This window comes from Pseudomonas sp. WC2 (genome assembly GCF_050586545.1).
Classification (GTDB): Bacteria; Pseudomonadota; Gammaproteobacteria; order Pseudomonadales; family Pseudomonadaceae; genus Aquipseudomonas.
In genome coordinates this window covers 86,074-104,421 of sequence record NZ_JBOBDR010000022.1, presented here as the reverse complement: position 1 = coordinate 104,421, position 18,348 = coordinate 86,074, and the positions used below count along the sequence as shown (strand labels likewise).

At 60.4% G+C, this 18,348-nt stretch carries 16 protein-coding genes; 6 read left to right on the top strand and 10 right to left on the bottom strand.

The window, feature by feature from the left end:
- Positions 1-64: 64 nt before the first annotated feature.
- Positions 65-1,735 (bottom strand): putative bifunctional diguanylate cyclase/phosphodiesterase, encoded by a 1,671-nt coding sequence (locus ACQ4OE_RS23370; RefSeq protein WP_430948061.1) that lies wholly within the window; start codon positions 1,733-1,735, stop codon positions 65-67.
- A 262-nt stretch (positions 1,736-1,997) separates the two neighbouring features.
- Between ACQ4OE_RS23370 and rep the strand changes: the two genes are divergently transcribed.
- Together rep and ACQ4OE_RS23360 are read left to right on the top strand one after the other, a co-directional pair.
- A complete protein-coding gene (rep, locus tag ACQ4OE_RS23365; RefSeq protein ID WP_008086063.1) occupies positions 1,998-4,007 on the top strand; it encodes a DNA helicase Rep in 2,010 nt (669 codons plus the stop codon).
- A 59-nt stretch (positions 4,008-4,066) separates the two neighbouring features.
- Entirely contained in the window at positions 4,067-4,639 is a 573-nt protein-coding gene (locus tag ACQ4OE_RS23360; protein WP_430948060.1) for a xanthine phosphoribosyltransferase, read from the top strand.
- Positions 4,640-4,770: 131 nt separating this feature from the next.
- Here ACQ4OE_RS23360 and ACQ4OE_RS23355 read toward each other — a convergent pair whose 3' ends face one another.
- From ACQ4OE_RS23355 to dadA, 6 genes are all read right to left on the bottom strand, one after another.
- Entirely contained in the window at positions 4,771-6,693 is a 1,923-nt protein-coding gene (locus tag ACQ4OE_RS23355; RefSeq protein WP_430948059.1) for an acetyl-CoA hydrolase/transferase C-terminal domain-containing protein, read from the bottom strand.
- Positions 6,694-6,828: 135 nt separating this feature from the next.
- Positions 6,829-7,245, bottom strand: a complete 417-nt coding sequence (locus ACQ4OE_RS23350; RefSeq protein WP_430948063.1) for a c-type cytochrome — start codon at positions 7,243-7,245, stop codon at positions 6,829-6,831.
- A gap of 182 nt (positions 7,246-7,427) precedes the next feature.
- On the bottom strand, positions 7,428-7,976 hold the full coding sequence (locus tag ACQ4OE_RS23345; RefSeq protein WP_008086779.1) for a cupin domain-containing protein: 549 nt from the start codon (positions 7,974-7,976) through the stop codon (positions 7,428-7,430).
- 88 nt (positions 7,977-8,064) lie between these two features.
- Positions 8,065-9,138: an alanine racemase gene (gene alr / locus ACQ4OE_RS23340; RefSeq protein ID WP_430948058.1), complete on the bottom strand. Its 1,074-nt coding sequence runs from the start codon at positions 9,136-9,138 to the stop codon at positions 8,065-8,067.
- A gap of 95 nt (positions 9,139-9,233) precedes the next feature.
- Positions 9,234-9,587, bottom strand: coding sequence for a RidA family protein (locus ACQ4OE_RS23335; protein WP_122594530.1), 354 nt, complete (start codon positions 9,585-9,587; stop codon positions 9,234-9,236).
- Entirely contained in the window at positions 9,559-10,863 is a 1,305-nt protein-coding gene (gene dadA / locus ACQ4OE_RS23330) for a D-amino acid dehydrogenase (protein ID WP_150649016.1), read from the bottom strand. The genes ACQ4OE_RS23335 and dadA overlap by 29 nt, the downstream gene beginning before the upstream one ends.
- A 155-nt stretch (positions 10,864-11,018) precedes the next feature.
- On the opposite strand from dadA, the gene ACQ4OE_RS23325 reads away from it, so the two are divergent.
- A complete protein-coding gene (locus tag ACQ4OE_RS23325) occupies positions 11,019-11,507 on the top strand; it encodes an Lrp/AsnC ligand binding domain-containing protein (RefSeq protein WP_003206849.1) in 489 nt (162 codons plus the stop codon).
- 67 nt (positions 11,508-11,574) lie between these two features.
- Here ACQ4OE_RS23325 and ACQ4OE_RS23320 read toward each other — a convergent pair whose 3' ends face one another.
- Positions 11,575-11,928 carry a YkgJ family cysteine cluster protein gene (locus tag ACQ4OE_RS23320; RefSeq protein WP_430948062.1) on the bottom strand — a complete coding sequence of 118 codons (354 nt, stop codon included), beginning with the start codon at positions 11,926-11,928 and terminating at the stop codon, positions 11,575-11,577.
- 149 nt (positions 11,929-12,077) lie between these two features.
- Between ACQ4OE_RS23320 and ACQ4OE_RS23315 the strand changes: the two genes are divergently transcribed.
- On the top strand, positions 12,078-13,388 hold the full coding sequence (locus tag ACQ4OE_RS23315) for an NAD(P)/FAD-dependent oxidoreductase (protein ID WP_430948057.1): 1,311 nt from the start codon (positions 12,078-12,080) through the stop codon (positions 13,386-13,388).
- Positions 13,389-13,532: 144 nt separating this feature from the next.
- Here ACQ4OE_RS23315 and ACQ4OE_RS23310 read toward each other — a convergent pair whose 3' ends face one another.
- Complete coding sequence (locus tag ACQ4OE_RS23310) at positions 13,533-13,778, bottom strand: DUF1127 domain-containing protein (protein WP_430948056.1); 246 nt, start codon at positions 13,776-13,778, stop codon at positions 13,533-13,535.
- 179 nt (positions 13,779-13,957) lie between these two features.
- Here ACQ4OE_RS23310 and ACQ4OE_RS23305 point away from each other — a divergent pair, with 179 nt between their 5' ends.
- Both ACQ4OE_RS23305 and ACQ4OE_RS23300 read left to right on the top strand, forming a co-directional pair.
- Positions 13,958-15,379 (top strand): PLP-dependent aminotransferase family protein, encoded by a 1,422-nt coding sequence (locus ACQ4OE_RS23305; RefSeq protein WP_430948055.1) that lies wholly within the window; start codon positions 13,958-13,960, stop codon positions 15,377-15,379.
- A 60-nt stretch (positions 15,380-15,439) separates the two neighbouring features.
- Entirely contained in the window at positions 15,440-17,008 is a 1,569-nt protein-coding gene (locus ACQ4OE_RS23300) for a phospholipase D family protein (RefSeq protein ID WP_430948054.1), read from the top strand.
- 86 nt (positions 17,009-17,094) lie between these two features.
- On the opposite strand, the gene ACQ4OE_RS23295 is transcribed toward ACQ4OE_RS23300, so the two are convergent.
- Positions 17,095-18,240, bottom strand: coding sequence for an MFS transporter (locus ACQ4OE_RS23295; protein ID WP_122594519.1), 1,146 nt, complete (start codon positions 18,238-18,240; stop codon positions 17,095-17,097).
- Between the last annotated feature and the right edge of the window lie 108 nt (positions 18,241-18,348).

Sequence of the window (18,348 nt, the reverse complement as noted above, 5' to 3'; positions counted from 1 at the left end):
AGGCGTGCGTCCTGTGAAATTCCTTACAGGGATCGATGTAGGAGCTGCCGCAGGCTGCGATCTTTTAAACGGCCTCCACAGAATCCTGCTGGCTTGAGCCGAAGGTGAGGTATTCAACCAGTTCCGCCAGCGGCAGCGGCCGGCTGATCAGGAAACCCTGCACCTGATCGCAGCCGAACCCGCGCAGCAGTTCCAGTTGCTCCGACGTCTCGACACCTTCGGCAACCACTTCCAGATGCAGGTTGTGCGCAAGATTGATCATCGCGTGCACCAGTTTGCGGTTCTCTTCACGCTGCTCCATGCCGCCGACAAAACTCTTGTCGATCTTCAGCAAGGTGATCGGCAGGCTGTTGAGGTGGACGAACGACGAAAACCCGGTGCCAAAGTCATCCAGCGAGAAGCGCACACCGAGGCGGCCGAGGGCGTCCATGGTTTGCTTGACCAGATCGCTGCGGCGCATCACCGCGGTTTCAGTCAGTTCGAATTCCAGCCATTGCGCCTCGACGCCACGCTCAGCGATCAAACGGCTGAGGGTCGGCAACAATTGGCTGTCCTGAAACTGGCGGAACGACAGGTTGATCGCCATGTGCAGCGCCGGCAACCCGTGCTCGCGCAGCGCCTGCATGTCACGCAGGGCCCGGGAAATCACCCAGTAACCCAACGGCACAATCAAGCCGCTCTGCTCGGCCAGCGGCACGAACTCGCTTGGCGGCAGCAAACCACGTTCGCCATGGCGCCAACGCACCAAGGCTTCGAGGCCGACAATCTGGCCATCCTCAAGATTCAGTCGTGGCTGGTAATGCAGTTCCAGCTCATCGCGACGCAAGGCCCGGCGCAACTCGCTTTCAAGGTCAGCCATGCTCCGCGCATTGCGGTTGATGCGTTCGTTGAAGATATGAAAAGTGCAGCCTTGAGTGCTTTTGGCCTGCTGCATGGCGATATGCGCGTGCCACATCAGCGGATCGGCCCCACCCTGCGCGCGGGCATGGGCGATGCCCAGGCTGGAGCCGATCAGCAGGCTTTCACCATCGACCCAATACGGTTCGGCGAGCGCTTCGGTGATGCGCTCAGCGATCCACTCGGCGCGTTGCGGCGCACGGCGAGTGTCGATCAGCAGGGCGAACTCATCGCTGCCCAGCCGCGCCAGTTGATCGCCGGCCTCGAGCTGACTTTTCAGCCGCGCGACGACTTGCAGGATCAAACGGTCGCCGGCCTGATGGCCGAGGGCGTCGTTGGCGTGGCGGAAGTTGTCGAGATCGAGATGACCGAGGGCGAGGCCGCGACCATCGCCTTCAGCGAGGCGTGCCGTGAGCAAGGTCTGGAAACCCTGACGATTGGCGATGCCGGTCAGCGGATCCTGTTCGGCGAGGCGTTGCAGGGTGTTTTCCAGAACGCCGCGTTCGCGCACATGGCGCAGGCAACGGCGCAGCGTGTCGGCATCGAGGGCGTCGAATACCAGCCAGTCGCTGACGCCAACCGGCGCGGCGTCCGGTTCGTGTTCCAGCAACAATACCGTTGGCAGGCTGCAGCGGCCGGGTGCCGGTTGCAACGCTGGAAGGGTCAACAACACCGCGTGGCGGTTGTCTTCGAACAAACTGCTGACCGACTCCCAGCTCGGCGCGCTGATCAGCACCGCCGCGCTCCCCATCGGAGCCAGACACTCGCGCAATAACGCTGTCCACGCTGGCTCTTCGGCCAGTAGCAGCAAACGCAAGGGTTCGACAGGCGTAGACAAGCTAGCTCCCTAGACTCTGCAATGGTGTGGGCGGGGCATTATGCCGTTGCGCCGTTCAATGACCAAATGACAACGGTTATCAAACCGTTATTTTGTGTCACGAATGAGAACATTAGCCGCAAAATCACCGCGCATCCTGCGTGAAAGTAACAAAACCGGCAAATTTGAATCGCGTGGTACGTCACAAGTCGGACAGAGCAGCACAATTCTCAGAGCCTGTTAAAATGCCGGCCCATTTCGTCAACGACTCCCGAATTTTCGTATGTCCCGACTCAATCCCCGGCAGCAAGAAGCCGTGAACTACGTCGGCGGCCCTCTATTGGTGCTCGCCGGTGCTGGCTCCGGCAAGACCAGCGTGATCACGCGCAAGATCGCGCACCTGATCCAGAACTGCGGCATCCGCGCCCAGTACATCGTCGCCATGACCTTTACCAACAAGGCCGCGCGCGAGATGAAAGAGCGGGTCGGCACCCTGCTGCGCGCCGGCGAAGGACGCGGGCTGACGGTCTGCACCTTCCACAACCTCGGTCTGAACATCATCCGCAAGGAACACGCGCGGCTTGGCTACAAACCCGGTTTCTCGATCTTCGACGAGACCGACGTCAAGTCCCTGATGACCGACATCATGCAGAAGGAATACGCGGGCGAAGACGGCGTCGACGAGATCAAGAACATGATCGGCGCCTGGAAAAACGACCTGATCCTGCCGCCTCAGGCGCTGGAGAACGCGCGCAATCCCAAGGAACAGACTGCCGCCATCGTCTACACCCACTATCAGCGCACGCTCAAAGCGTTCAACGCAGTGGACTTCGACGACCTGATCCTGCTGCCGGTAAAGCTCTTCGAAGAACACGCCGACATCCTCGAAAAGTGGCAGAACAAGGTGCGCTACCTGCTCGTCGACGAATACCAAGACACCAACGCCAGCCAATACCTGCTGGTAAAGATGCTTATCGGCAAGCGCAACCAGTTCACCGTGGTCGGCGACGACGATCAGTCGATCTACGCCTGGCGCGGCGCGCGACCGGAAAACCTGATGCTGCTCAAGGACGACTATCCGTCCTTGAAAGTGGTGATGCTCGAACAGAACTATCGCTCGACCAGTCGTATCCTGCGCTGCGCCAACGTGCTGATCTCGAACAACCCGCATGAATTCGAAAAGCAGCTGTGGAGTGAGATGGGCCATGGCGACGAGATCCGCGTGATCCGCTGCCGTAACGAGGACGCCGAAGCCGAGCGCGTGGCCATGGAAATCCTCAGCCTGCACTTGCGCACTGACCGCCCGTACAGCGATTTTGCGATCCTCTATCGCGGTAACTATCAGGCCAAACTGATCGAGCTGAAGTTGCAGCACCACCAGGTGCCGTATCGCCTGAGCGGCGGCAACAGCTTCTTCGGCCGCCAGGAAGTGAAAGACCTGATGGCCTACTTCCGCCTGATCGTGAACCCGGATGACGACAACGCCTTCCTGCGCGTGATCAACGTGCCGCGCCGGGAAATCGGCTCGACCACCCTGGAAAAACTCGGCAACTACGCCACCGAACGCAAGATCTCGATGTACGCCGCCACCGACGAAATCGGTCTGGGCGAGCATCTGGACAGCCGTTTCACCGATCGCCTGTCGCGCTTCAAGCGTTTCATGGACAAAGTCCGCGAGCAGTGCGCCGGCGAAGACCCGATCTCGGCGCTGCGCAGCATGGTCATGGACATCGACTACGAGAACTGGCTTCGCACCAACAGCTCCAGCGACAAGGCGGCCGACTACCGGATGAGCAACGTCTGGTTCCTGATCGAGGCGTTGAAAAACACTCTCGAGAAGGACGAAGAAGGTGAGATGACCGTCGAGGACGCCATCGGCAAATTGGTTCTGCGCGACATGCTCGAGCGTCAGCAGGAAGAAGAGGACGGCGCCGAAGGCGTGCAGATGATGACCCTGCATGCGTCCAAGGGCCTGGAATTCCCTTACGTGTTCATCATGGGCATGGAAGAGGAAATCCTCCCGCACCGTTCCAGCATCGAAGCCGACACCATCGAAGAAGAACGACGCTTGGCCTATGTGGGCATCACCCGCGCCCGTCAGACGCTGGCGTTCACCTTCGCCGCTAAGCGCAAGCAGTACGGCGAGATCATCGACTGCGCGCCGAGTCGCTTCCTCGATGAGCTGCCGCCGGACGATCTGGCCTGGGAAGGCAACGACGACACCCCGACCGAAGTCAAAGTCGTGCGCGGCAACAGCGCATTGGCTGATATACGCGCGATGTTAAAGCGCTAGAATTGACCACTTTTTTTACTAGACCTTCGGCGCACCAAGCGCCAAAAGAGGACAGCTTCATGGAAGCATTGCACCAGAAAATCCGCGAACAAGGCATTGTGCTTTCCGACCAGGTCCTGAAGGTCGACGCCTTCCTGAACCACCAGATCGACCCGGCCCTGATGAAGCTGATCGGCGACGAATTCGCCGCGCTGTTCAAGGATTCGGGCATCACCAAGATCGTCACCATCGAAGCCTCGGGCATCGCCCCGGCGATCATGACCGGTCTGAACCTCGGCGTGCCGGTGATCTTCGCCCGCAAGCAACAGTCCCTGACCCTGACCGAAAACCTGCTGTCGGCGACCGTTTACTCGTTCACCAAAAAGACCGAAAGCACCGTGGCCATCTCCCCGCGTCACCTGACCAGCAGCGACCGCGTGCTGATCATCGACGACTTCCTGGCCAATGGTAAGGCTTCGCAAGCGCTGATCTCGATCATCAAACAGGCCGGCGCGACCGTCGCCGGTCTGGGCATCGTCATCGAGAAATCGTTCCAGGGCGGCCGCGCCGAGCTGGACTCGCAAGGCTACCGCGTCGAATCGCTGGCCCGCGTGAAATCGCTGAAGGATGGCGTCGTCACCTTCATCGACTAACCAGCAACACCGCAATACCCTGTGGGAGCTAGCCCTGCTAGCGATGGCGTCGTGTCAGTCAATATCTTCATGACTGGTTGACCGCTATCGCCAGCAGGGCTGGCTCCCACAGTTCGTTTTGGGGTGGGCGGTTATTGTGCGGTGGCTTTTAGGCCGGTGAGGAGCAGGCGTTGGAAGAGGTCTTCTTTCAGGCCTTCCGGGTTTGTGAGTTGCATGCGCTCAAGGTGTTCGGGGTAGAGCGATGCCTCGGGGGCGTCGAGGGCTGCTTTGCCGAGTTCGAGGATTTCGGTGAGTTTGAACTTGCTCTTCAGCCAGTTCAGCGCGCGCAGCAGATCCCGTTCGATTGCGGTGAAATCACAGCCCAGCGGATACTCCGGAAACAGGTTTGGATGCCGCGCAGCAATGGCTTGCAAGCGCTGCGGCGTGTTGTCGGCGAAGCGTGGATCGAGGCGGAAATCCTTCGGCAGTTTGCCAACTTTCTGCGCTTGTTCGATCAGGCCCTGCTGGAATCGCGAGTCGCTGATATTCAGCAGCGATTCGATCACCGCCGCATCGGATTTGCCGCGCAAATCAGCGATGCCGTACTCGGTCACGACGATGTCGCGCAGATGCCGTGGAATCGTGCAGTGGCCGTATTCCCAGACGATATTGGAACTGACGTCACCACCGGATTCGCGCCAGCTGCGCAGAATCAACACCGAACGCGCATCGTGCAGCGCATGGCCCTGCGCCACGAAGTTGTACTGCCCGCCGACGCCACTGAGCACGCGCCCGTCTTCCAGTTGATCGGCCACGCCCGCGCCAAGCAAAGTCATGGTGAACACGGTGTTGATAAACCGCGCATCAAGTCGCTGCAAACGCTTGAGCTCTTCCTGCCCGTACAACTCGTTGATGTAGCTAATGCGAGTCATGTTGAATTCAAGGCGTTTGCTCACCGGCAGCTCACGCAAGCGCTCGTAGAAACTGCGCGGGCCGAGGAAGAAGCCGCCGTGCACCGAGATGCCGTCAGTTTGCGCTGCCTCGTCGAGGGTGCCGGCGTTGGCCTGTTCCTGGGTCGGAACATCGGGATAAACCTTGCGCCGAATGATCCCGGCATCCGCCAGCACCAGCAGGCCGTTGACGAACATTTCGCTGCAACCGTACAAACCTTTGGCGAACGGCCCGGTGCCGCCCTCGCGGTTGATCAATTGCGCCCATTGGCTGAGGTTGATGTCATCGAGCAACGCCTGGTAACCGGCGTTATCCGCCTGACGTGCGAGCAATGCAGCCGTCAGCGCGTCGCCCATCGAGCCGATGCCGATCTGCAACGTACCGCCGTCGCGCACCAGCGCACTCGCATGTAATCCAATGAAATGGTCCTGAAACCCCACCGGCATGTTCGGCGTGGAAAACAGCGTGCTGCTGTCCTTCGCGTCGATCAGCAAGTCGAAGGTGTCGATATCCACTTCAGCATCGCCGGGCATGTACGGCAGATCGGTGTGAACCTGGCCGACCAGCAAAATGGTGTCCCCGGCTTCGCGACGCTTGGCGATCATCGGCAACAGGTCGAGGGTGATGTCCGGGTTACAGCTCAGGCTGAGTCGATCCGGATGCTCGCTGCTGCTGGCCAACAACTGTGCCACCAGATTCAGCCCGGCGGCGTTAATGTCGCGGGCGGCGTGGCTGTAATTGCTGCTGACGTAATCTTGCTGGGCCGGCGCGCTGTTGAGCAGGCTGCCGGGCTGCATGAAAAACTGTTCGATACGAATGTTGGCAGGCAGGCTGTCGCGGTGCAGGTCGGCGAGGAAATCGAACTCCGGGTAATCACCGAAGACGCGCTCGACGAAGGGTTCGATAAAGCGCTTTTGCAAACCATCACCCAACGCCGGGCGGCCGAGGCAAAGCGCGGTGTAGATCGTCAGTTGCCGCTCGGGCAGGCCTTTGATCCGCCGGTACAGCGCGTTGACGAAATGATTGGGTTTGCCCAGGCCCAGCGGCATGCCCATGTGAATATGCGCCGGCAACCGCGCCAGCACGTCGTCCACTGCCTGTTCGATCGAACACAACTGCACCATCTGAAGCCTCCTGCCCGTTCCGTGAATAGAGGTAGACCGAGCTTGCCGCTACTTTGCTGCAATGAACAGCCTCAGGCGCAATTCACAGCCACAAAAAAACCGTCCGGAGACGGTTTTTTGCGTGAGAAGCGCGGCTTATTTCAGGCCAGACATCTTCTCGATTGCACCTTTGAGCTCGGCATCCGAGCAATCGGCGCAGGTGCCTTTCGGTGGCATCGAGTTGATACCGGTGATGGCTTTGGCGAGGATACCGTCGAGGCCGCCCTGGTGATCGGCGCGTTCTTTCCAGGCCGCGGTGTCACCGATTTTCGGCGCGCCCAACAGGCCAGTGCCGTGGCAAGCGTTGCAATGTTTGGCAATCACTTCATCCGGAGTTTTCGCACCGCCACCGCCGCCAGCAGTCGCCGCCACTTCCATCCCTTTGCATTCCTGCCCTTGAACACACACCTGGCCGACCGGCTCGAGGCGCTTGGCAATGTCGTCATTCGTCGCAGCTTGAGCGCTGACAGCCCAGAGGGCCAATACGGTTGCTGGTGCAGCCAGCATTTTCATAATTAGATTCACGCGTTCACCCTCAATGGTGGCTATTCACGCCTGCGGCCACGGTTCGCAGGCGGGCGCAAGTATAGCGGGTAGGCCGCTACACTGAAACAACCCCATGATTAAAGGGGTCTTGTTGCGCATCGGTAAAACTGTCCGGGTGCCTTCGGCGTAATGGCCTGGCGCCTCTTGATTTAGAAATTCGCCGGCGTGGCTGCGCTGATTAGTCGCGCAGGCAAGTCGAACGGATTACGGAAACGATGCGGCTTGGTACTTTCAAAGTAGTAGCTGTCGCCGGCTTCGAGAATAAAAGTTTCCAGACCCACCACCAGTTCCAGACGACCTTCCACCAGAATCCCGGTTTCCTCGCCTTCATGGGTGAGCATTTCTTCGCCGGTGTCAGCGCCCGGCGGGTAGATTTCATTGAGGAATGCGATGGCGCGGCTGGGGTGCGCGCGGCCGACCAGTTTCATGGTCACGGCGCCGTCGGAAATGTCGATCAGCTCGTTGGCCTTGTAGACGATCTGGGTCGGAACTTCCTGCAGGATTTCTTCAGAAAAGAACTCGACCATGGACATGGGAATGCCGCCCAGTACCTTTCTCAGCGAACTGATCGAAGGGCTGACGCTGTTCTTTTCGATCATCGAAATGGTGCTGTTGGTGACGCCCGCGCGTTTGGCGAGTTCACGCTGGGAAAGCCCTTTGAGCTTGCGGATCGATTGCAGTCGTTCACCGACGTCCAAGGCGCGAGCCTCCTGATGTTGTAAGAATATTGAGCGTTATCATGGCGACAGCGTTCAGTATTTACAACACTTGGCCCCCGCAGCGGCGTCAACCCTCGGAATAGAGCCTCGGCACTCGACGCAGGTTGCAGAAGATCTGGTACGGGATGGTGTCGGCCCACTGCGCCACTTCACTGGCGAGGATGTTTTTGCCCCACAGTTCGACAGTCGAACCCAGGTCTGCTTCCGGCACGTCAGTCAGATCGATGCAGAGCATGTCCATCGACACGCGACCGAGAATGCGACTGCGTTTGCCAGCCACCAACACCGGCGTGCCGGTCGGCGCCTGACGCGGGTAACCGTCGGCATAACCCATGGCGACCACGCCAATGCGCATCGGTTTGTCGGTGATGAATTTGGCGCCGTAGCCTACGGGCTCACCGGCCGGCAGTTCGCGCACGCTGATGACTTTCGATTCGAGGGTCATCACCGGTTGCAGGCGATCGGCGACGGCGTTGGCTTCTTCGAACGGCGTGGCGCCGTAGAGCATGATGCCCGGGCGCACCCAGTCGCTGTGAATCTGCGGCCAACCGAGCACGGCGGGCGAGTTGCGCAGACTGACCTCAGCCGCCAACCCCTGACGCGCCGCTTCAAACACCGCGACTTGCTCGGTGCTGCTCTGCGCGTGCAACTCATCGGCGCGGGCGAAATGGCTCATCAAGACGATCTTTGCCACTTTGCCGCTGGCCAACAGACGCTGATAAGCCGCCGGATAATCCTTTGGGTGCAGACCGACGCGGTGCATGCCGGAATCGAGCTTCAGCCACACGGTAATCGGTTTGCTCAGTGTTGCCTGTTCGATCGCTTCGAGCTGCCACAGCGAATGCACCACCGTCCAGAAATCATGCTCGACGATCAACGCCAACTCATCGGCCTCGAAGAAACCTTCGAGCAGCAACACCGGCGCACGAATGCCAGCGGCGCGCAGCTCCAAAGCCTCTTCGATGCAGGCAACCGCGAAACCATCAGCCTCGGCTTCCAGTGCCTGGGCGCAACGCACCGCACCATGGCCGTAGGCGTCGGCCTTGATCACCGCAAGCGCCTTGGCGCCGGTGACTTCGCGGGCAATTCGGTAGTTGTGGCGCAGGGCTTCTAGGTCGATCAGGGCACGGGCAGGACGCATGGCGGCAGACTTCTAGGCGGTCATGGGAAGAAAAACCGGCGCCGACTGACGACGTGAACCGCCAACAGCGCCGGGAGAGGGATCTTTACAACGGTCTAAGGCAGCGCAGCAACGATAGAGATTTCCACCAGAATGCTCGGCTTGGCCATTTTCGCTTCGACGGTGGCGCGGGCCGGAGCAGCGCCTTTTGGCAGCCACTGATCCCACACCGAATTCATCCCGGCGAAGTGCGCTTCGATATCGTTCAGGTAGATCGTCGCCGACAACAGGTGTTGCTTGTCGGTGCCGGCCAGATCGAGCAAACGCTCGATATTGGCAAGAACTTCGCGAGTCTGCTGTTCAATTCCGCCGTCAAAGTCGTCGCCGACCTGCCCCGCCAGATACACGGTGCCGTTGTGGCTGACGATCTGACTCATGCGCTCATTGGTGAGCTGGCGCTGGATTGCCATGTTTTGCGGACTCCTGAATTTTGTTGCCGTAACGGGAAATATCGAGGCCTTCGGCGCTGATCTGCGGCTTTTTCTTCGCCATCAGGTCGGCCAGCAAACGACCGGAACCGCACGCCATGGTCCAACCGAGGGTGCCGTGACCGGTGTTCAGGAACAGGTTCTTGAACGGCGTAGCGCCAACGATCGGCGTGCCGTCCGGGGTGGTCGGACGCAGGCCGGTCCAGAAACTCGCCTCGGCCAGATTACCGCCCTGAGGATAAAGGTCGTTGACGATCATCTCCAGGGTTTCGCGGCGACGCGGGTTCAGCGAAAGGTCAAAACCGGCGATCTCGGCCATGCCGCCGACGCGGATACGGTTGTCGAAACGGGTGATCGCGACCTTGTAGGTCTCGTCGAGAATGGTCGAGGTCGGGGCCATCGCCGGGTTGGTGATCGGCACGGTCAGCGAGTAACCCTTGAGCGGATACACCGGGGCCTTGATGCCCAGCGGCTTGAGCAATTGCGGCGAGTAGCTGCCGAGGGCCAGCACGTAGCGGTCGGCGGTTTCCAGCTTGCCGTCGATCCACACGCCGTTGATGCGATCACCGGCGTAGTCGAGTTTCTGGATGTCCTGGCCGAAACGGAATTCCACACCCAGCTTCACCGCCATTTCGGCGAGGCGGGTGGTGAACATCTGGCAGTCGCCAGTCTGGTCGTTCGGCAGGCGCAGGGCACCGGCGAGAATGTCAGTGACGCCCGCCAGCGCCGGTTCAACGCGGGCAATGCCAGCGCGGTCGAGGACTTCAAACGGCACGCCGGATTCTTTCAGCACGGCGATGTCTTTGGCGGCGCCATCGAGCTGTGCCTGAGTGCGGAACAATTGAGTGGTGCCGAGGCTGCGGCCTTCATAGGCGATGCCGGTTTCGGCGCGCAGTTCGTCGAGGCAATCGCGGCTGTACTCGGACAGGCGGACCATGCGCTCCTTGTTCACCGCATAACGGTTAGCAGTGCAGTTGCGCAGCATCTGCGCCATCCACAGGTATTGATCGATGTCGGCGGTGGCCTTGATCGCGAGAGGGGCGTGGCGTTGCAGCAGCCACTTGATGGCCTTGAGCGGCACGCCCGGCGCGGCCCACGGCGAGGCATAGCCTGGCGACACCTGGCCGGCGTTAGCGAAACTGGTCTCCATGGCTGCGGCTGGCTGCCGGTCGACCACCACCACTTCAAACCCGGCACGGGCCAGATAGTAAGCACTGGCGGTACCGATGACGCCGCTACCCAAGACCATTACACGCATTTTGTATCCCTCATCGCGGCAGGGCCGCGCACGTCTGTTGTTAGAGCAATGATGGGCGCAGTGTAAAAAAGAAATGCCAGTGCTTTTCACTATATAAGCGCCTATATTTGGCGACAATTCTCGGCAAAAACCCTTTTCACGGAGGCGCATCCCCTATGCGTACCAACACTCAGACCAAACGTGAGCTGGACAAGATCGACCGCAACATCTTGCGGATCCTGCAGGCGGACGGGCGGATTTCCTTTACTGAACTGGGCGAAAAGGTCGGGCTCTCGACCACGCCGTGCACCGAGCGCGTGCGGCGTCTGGAGCGCGAAGGCATCATCATGGGCTACAACGCCCGCCTGAATCCGCAGCACTTGAAGGGTAGCTTGCTGGTGTTTGTCGAGATCAGCCTCGACTACAAATCCGGCGACACGTTCGAGGAGTTCCGCCGGGCGGTGTTGAAGTTGCCGCACGTGCTGGAATGCCATTTGGTGTCAGGGGATTTCGACTATCTGGTGAAGGCGCGGATTTCCGAGATGGCCTCGTACCGCAAGCTGCTGGGCGACATTCTGCTGAAGCTGCCGCATGTGCGGGAGTCGAAGAGCTATATCGTGATGGAAGAGGTGAAAGAGAGTTTGAACTTACCTATTCCGGATTGAAGATCGGTGGTGCTCCATTGATGATCGTTCCCACGCTCTGCGTGGGAACGATCATGAAACGCTACGACTAAACCAACACCTGCCGATGCGCCGCCATGTATTCGAAAATCTGCTTCTCCACCCGCGGATGAATCAGCTCCACCGGCCGCCGCTCATTCGGGCAAGGCAAGGTTTTGGTCGTGCCAAACAACCGGCAAATCAACGGCCGCTCTTCATACACCGTGCAGCCATTCGGCCCCAGGTGCACACAGTTCAGCTCTTCCATCGCCGCATCCTGCTCGGCGCGGGTCTTGCGCGGCAGGCGGGCCATTTCTTCCGGCGAGGTGGTCACAGGGCCGCAGCAATCGTGGCAGCCGGGAACGCACTCGAACGAGGGGATCTGCTGACGCAAGTTGCGGATTTTCTGGCTGTTGCAGCTCATCGAAGCGGTGACCAACGCGGAATAGGCGACAATTGTGCCGCAAAAGCCGTGATCCAGACACCGCAGGCCGACCAGTGTTGCCCCCGTTCGGGCGTGCGGCTTATGCTCCGTCAAATTTTCTCGACACCCCCCGCCTCAGGATCATGCCCATGAACGCCCGCGCCAACTCCCCCGCGAGCCAACCCCACGTTGCCTCTTACTACGCCGCCAGCAGCCTGCCGCAACCGGATCACCCGTCGCAGCAAGGTGAGGTGGTGGCGGACGTCTGCGTGGTTGGCGGCGGCTTTTCCGGGTTGAACACGGCGCTGGAACTGGCCGAGCGCGGCCTCAGCGTGGTGTTGCTCGAAGCGCACAAGATCGGCTGGGGTGCCAGCGGACGTAATGGCGGACAGTTGATTCGCGGGGTCGGTCACGGTCTCGATCAGTTCGCCAATGTCGTCGGCAGCGATGGCGTGCGCGCGATGAAACTGATGGGCCTGGAAGCGGTGGAAATTGTCCGCCAGCGCGTCGAGCGTTTTCAGATTGCCTGCGACCTGACCTGGGGCTACTGCGACCTCGCCAACAAACCTGCCGACCTCGAAGGTTTTGCTGAAGACGCCGAAGAGTTGCGCGACCTCGGTTATCGCTACGAAACCCGACTGTTGCAAGCCAACGAGATGCACACCGTGGTCGGTTCCAAGCGCTACGTCGGTGGCTTGGTCGACATGGGTTCAGGGCATTTGCATCCGCTCAATCTGGCCCTGGGCGAAGCGGCAGCGGCGCAGCAACTGGGCGTCAAACTGTTTGAACACTCTGCCGTCACCCGCATCGACTATGGTCCCGAAGTCAAAGTGCATACGGCCCAGGGTTCGGTGCGCGCCAAGACGCTGGTGCTCGGCTGCAACGCTTACCTCAATGATCTGAATCCGCAGCTCAGCGGCAAAGTCCTGCCCGCCGGCAGCTACATCATCGCTACGGAGCCGTTGAGCGAAGAGCAGGCGCACAACCTGCTACCGCAGAACATGGCGGTCTGCGACCAACGCGTGGCGCTGGATTACTACCGACTCTCGGCGGATCGACGTCTACTGTTCGGCGGTGCCTGCCATTATTCGGGGCGCGACCCGAAAGACATCGCCGCGTATATGCAGCCGAAGATGCTTGAAGTGTTCCCGCAACTGGCGGGGGTGACGATTGATTATCAATGGGGCGGGATGATCGGCATCGGCGCCAACCGCTTGCCGCAGATTGGCCGGCTCAATGATCAGGCAAACGTGTATTACGCCCAGGCCTATTCAGGCCACGGGGTGAACGCCACACACCTGGCGGGCAAGTTGCTGGCCGAGGCGATCAGCGGGCAGCACAGCGGCGGGTTCGATCTGTTTGCCAAGGTGCCGCACATCACCTTCCCGGGCGGCAAGCATTTGCGCTCGCCGTTGTTGGCGTTGGGGATGCTGTGGCATCGGCTGAAAGAGTTGGTCTGATGTATTTGCATCGTATCTGACGACGCCTTCGCGAGCAGGCTCGCTCCCACAGGAGATCTGCGGTGGATGGGAAGTTTGTATCCACTGAAGATCAATGTGGGAGCGAGCCTGCTCGCGAAATGGCCCGCAAGAACAATACAGATCTCAGATCCGCCAGAACGGCTTCAACCCCTCCTCCTGCGCTTGCTCACGGGTCAGCCCGATGTCCTTGAGCTGATCCGCCGTTAGCGCCAGCAACGCCTTGCGCGTGTGCAGGCGATGCCACATCAGACCCCAGCGGCTCAGGCTGGACGGTGCATTACGCAGGTTCTCATTGCGCGCACGATCCTTCTGCCCTGCCGCCAGTTCCTGACTGTGTAACGTCAGCCGCACATCGCTCAAGCCGTTCATTTTTGTCGCTCCTGTTTACTTGGGTAGCCAGAGATTCCATGATGCGCGGGCGAACAAAACCGTTACAGATTCAAAGCAACTGTATTAACGCCATACAGATTCGCCGCTTTGAACACTGAATTGTCGATTTCTGCAGCATCTGTACTGGTTTGACCCATCACCTGCACCGAGGCAGTGCCATGACCCTATACGTGAACCTCGCCGAGTTGCTCGGCACGCGCATCGAACAAGGTTTCTATCGGCCCGGCGACCGCCTGCCGTCAGTGCGAGCGTTGAGCGTCGAACACGGGGTCAGCCTGAGCACGGTGCAGCAGGCCTATCGCATGCTCGAGGACAGCGGCCTGGCCACGCCGAAACCCAAGTCCGGCTATTTTGTCCCGGTCGGGCGCGAGCTGCCGGAGTTGCCCGCCGTTGGCCGTCCGGCGCAACGGCCGGTGGAAATTTCGCAGTGGGATCAGGTGCTGGAATTGATTCGCGCAGTGCCGCGCAAGGATGTCGTGCAACTGGGGCGCGGCATGCCCGACATCAGCTCGCCAACGATGAAACCGCTGCTGCGTGGGCTGGCCCGCATCAGCCGCCGCCAGGACATGCCCGGTCTGTATTACGACAACATCCACGGCACCCTCGAGCTGCGCGAACAGATCGCCCGGTTGATGCTCGATTCCGGCTGCCAGTTGAGCCCCAGCGATCTGGTGGTGACCACCGGTTGTCATGAAGCGCTGTCGACCAGTATTCATGCGATCTGCGAACCGGGCGACATCGTCGCAGTGGATTCGCCGAGCTTTCACGGCGCCATGCAGACCCTCAAAGGCCTCGGCATGAAAGCCCTGGAAATCCCCACCGACCCACTCACCGGCATCAGCCTCGAAGCGCTGGAACTGGCGCTGGAGCAATGGCCGATCAAGGTCATCCAGCTCACGCCCAACTGCAACAACCCGCTCGGCTACGTCATGCCGGAGTCGCGCAAACGCGCCCTGCTCAACCTCGCGCAGCGCTTCGACGTGGCGATCATCGAGGACGATGTGTATGGCGAACTGGCCTACACCTACCCGCGTCCGCGCACGATCAAGTCCTTCGATGAAGACGGCCGCGTGCTGCTCTGCAGTTCGTTTTCCAAGACCCTGGCACCGGGGCTGCGGATTGGCTGGGTCGCACCGGGACGCTATCTGGAACGGGTGCTGCACATGAAATACATCAGCACCGGATCGACAGCACCGCAGCCGCAAATCGCCATCGCCGAATTTCTAAAATCCGGCCACTTCGAGCCACATTTGCGGCGGATGCGCACGCAATACCAGCGCAATCGCGACTTGATGATCGACTGGGTGACCCGCTATTTCCCCGCCGGCACTCGCGCCAGCCGTCCGCAGGGCAGCTTTATGCTGTGGGTGGAATTGCCGGAAGGTTTCGACACGCTGAAACTGAATCGTGCCTTGCACGATCAGGGCGTACAGATTGCCGTCGGCAGTATCTTTTCCGCCTCGGGCAAATACCGCAATTGCCTGCGGATGAACTACGCTGCGAAACCGACAGCGCAGATCGAAGAAGCCGTGCGCAAGGTCGGTGCGACGGCCATTCAACTGCTCGCCGAAGCCGACTGACCTTTTTCCAGAGACCAGCGTCCATATGCCGACCTCAGCCGCCAACCGGAACGATCCTACGTGAGCTTCAGACAGCCCCTACTCGCTTTGCTGTTATTCACCTCGTTCCTCAGCGGCTGCGCCAGCCTTGATGTGCCGCGCGAGCCGAGCGAGGCCTTGCCGGCGTCCAACTCCAGTTTTGGCCGCTCGATCCAGGCCCAAGCGGCGCCCTATCAGGGCCGCTCCGGTTTCCGTCTGCTCTCCAACAGCACCGAATCCTTCACCGCCCGCGCCGAGTTGATCCGTCATGCGCAGGTGAGCCTCGATTTGCAGTACTACATCGTTCACGACGGCATCAGCACGCGGATGCTGGTGGACGAATTGCTCAAGGCCGCCGACCGCGGCGTGCGTGTGCGCATCTTGCTCGACGACACCACCAGCGACGGCCTCGACCAGATCATCGCCACGCTGGCAGCGCATCCGCAGATCCAGATTCGCCTGTTCAACCCGTTGCATCTGGGCCGCAGCACCGGCGTCACGCGCGCGGCCGGACGCCTGTTCAACCTGTCGCTGCAACACCGTCGCATGCACAACAAACTGTGGCTGGCGGACAACAGCGCGGCCATCGTCGGCGGGCGCAATCTGGGCGACGAGTATTTCGACGCCGAGCCGAACCTGAATTTCACCGACATCGACATGCTCAGCATGGGACCGGTCGCCGAACAGCTCGGGCACAGTTTCGACCAGTACTGGAACAGTGCGCTGAGCAAGCCGATCGACGAATTCCTCTCAAGCAAACCGACCGCCAAGGATCTGCAAAATACCCGCACGCGGCTGGAAGAATCCCTGGAAGAAACCCGCAAACAGAATCACGCGCTGTATCAGCAGTTGATGACTTTCACCACCGAGCCGCGCATGGACATCTGGCGCAAAGAGCTGATCTGGGCGTGGAATCAGGCGCTGTGGGATGCGCCGAGCAAAGTGTTGGCCAAGGATGAGCCGGATCCGCAGTTGCTGCTGACCACGCAACTGGCGCCGGAGCTACGTGGCGTGAGTAAAGAGTTGATCATGATCTCGGCGTACTTCGTGCCGGGCCAGCCAGGGTTGGTGTATTTGACCGGGCGCGCCGATGCCGGGGTTTCGGTGAGCCTGCTGACCAACTCGCTGGAGGCCACTGATGTGCCGGCGGTGCATGGCGGATATGCGCCGTACCGCAAGGCGCTGCTGGAGCACGGGGTGAAACTCTACGAACTGCGGCGCCAGCCTGGGGACGGTGGTGGCAGCGGGCCGCATGTGTTCTACAGCAAGTCGTTTCGCGGCTCGGATTCAAGTTTGCACAGCAAGGCGATGATCTTTGATCGGCAGAAATCGTTCATCGGCTCGTTCAACTTTGATCCGCGTTCGGTGCTGTGGAACACCGAGGTCGGGGTGTTGGTCGACAGCCCGGAGCTGGCCGAGCATGTGCGTGAGCTGGCCTTGCAGGGTATGGCGCCAGCGTTGAGTTATCAGGCGAAGTTGCAGGATGGCCAGATTGTCTGGGTCACTGAAGACAATGGCCAGATGCATACGCTGACCAAGGAGCCGGGGAGTTGGTGGCGACGGTTTAATGCGTGGTTCAGCACCAGCGTCGGCCTGGAACGCATGCTTTAAAAAGCAAAAGATCGCAGCCTTCGGCAGCTCCTGCAGGTGGAATGCATTTCAACAGCAGGAGCTGCCGAAGGCTGCGATCTTTTGATCTACGCAGGCTCGGTCACTGGGCCAAACGCACCCTGACGCAAAAGCAGCAGAACCAACCCAAACGCCCCGATCGCCATCAATAACGGCAACGCATGCCCGTTGATCCACTGGCTCCCCGCCCCCGCCGCCAACGGTCCGATCAGACAACCCACGCCCCAGAGCTGCGCAATATGCGCATTCGCCCGCACCAGCGCATCGTCGCGATAACGTTCGCCAATCAAAATCAGCGACAGGGTAAACAGCCCGCCGGCACTGGCACCGAACAGCACCCAAACCGGCCAGATCAGCAGCGTATCGAGCAATAGCGGAATTGCCAGACTTGAGAGCATCAACACCACCGCGCACCCGGCGAACAATGTGCGCCGCGACAGGTAATCAGCCAACGCACCAATCGGCAATTGCAGCAGCGCATCGCCGACCACCACGGTGCTGACCATCGCCAAGGCGATTTCAGCGGTGAAACCCTGTTGCAGGCAATACACCGGCAGCAACGTCAGGATCATCGCCTCGAACGCGGCGAACAATGAGACCGCCCAGGCAATCGCCGGCAGCTCGCGAGCGAAGCCCCACAGGTCGCGGAACGTCACGCTGCTCGCTTCACTGCTCGGCGCACCGCTGCGACCGAGCAACAGCAAGGGCGAGACCAGCAACAGGCCGACGCCGACCCAGAAACCGTAATCATGCTCGGTGCCCAGCGCGCCCAGCAGTAACGGCCCCGACAGTTGGCTCAGCGCATAACTGCTGCCATACAGCGCCACCAGTCGCCCGCGCCAATGCTCGACCACCAGTTGATTGATCCAGCTCTCGCCGAGGATGAACACGATGGTCAGGATCACCCCGATCATCAGGCGCAGCACCAGCCAGATCGGGTAGCTCGGCAACAGCGCCAGCAAACCGATCGACAGCGCCCCCGCCCACAGGCACAAGCGCATCAGGTTGGCCGTGCCGAAGCGCGCGGCCAAGTGACTGGAAATCTTCGCGCCCAGCAATACGCCAATCGCTGGCATCGCCGCCATCACACCAATGGCGAAAGAGCCGTAACCCCAGCTCTCCAGGCGCAAGGAAACCAGCGGCATGCTGACTCCCAGGGCCAGACCCACACTCAAGACAGACGCCAACACGGCGAAATACGTCGCCCAACGCATGGTCCACGCTCCTGTGGATAATTATTATGTGCACCACAAAACCACTGTGGGAGCGAGCCTGCTCGCGAAAGCGGTTTCACATTCAGCACATGGGCTGACTGATACACC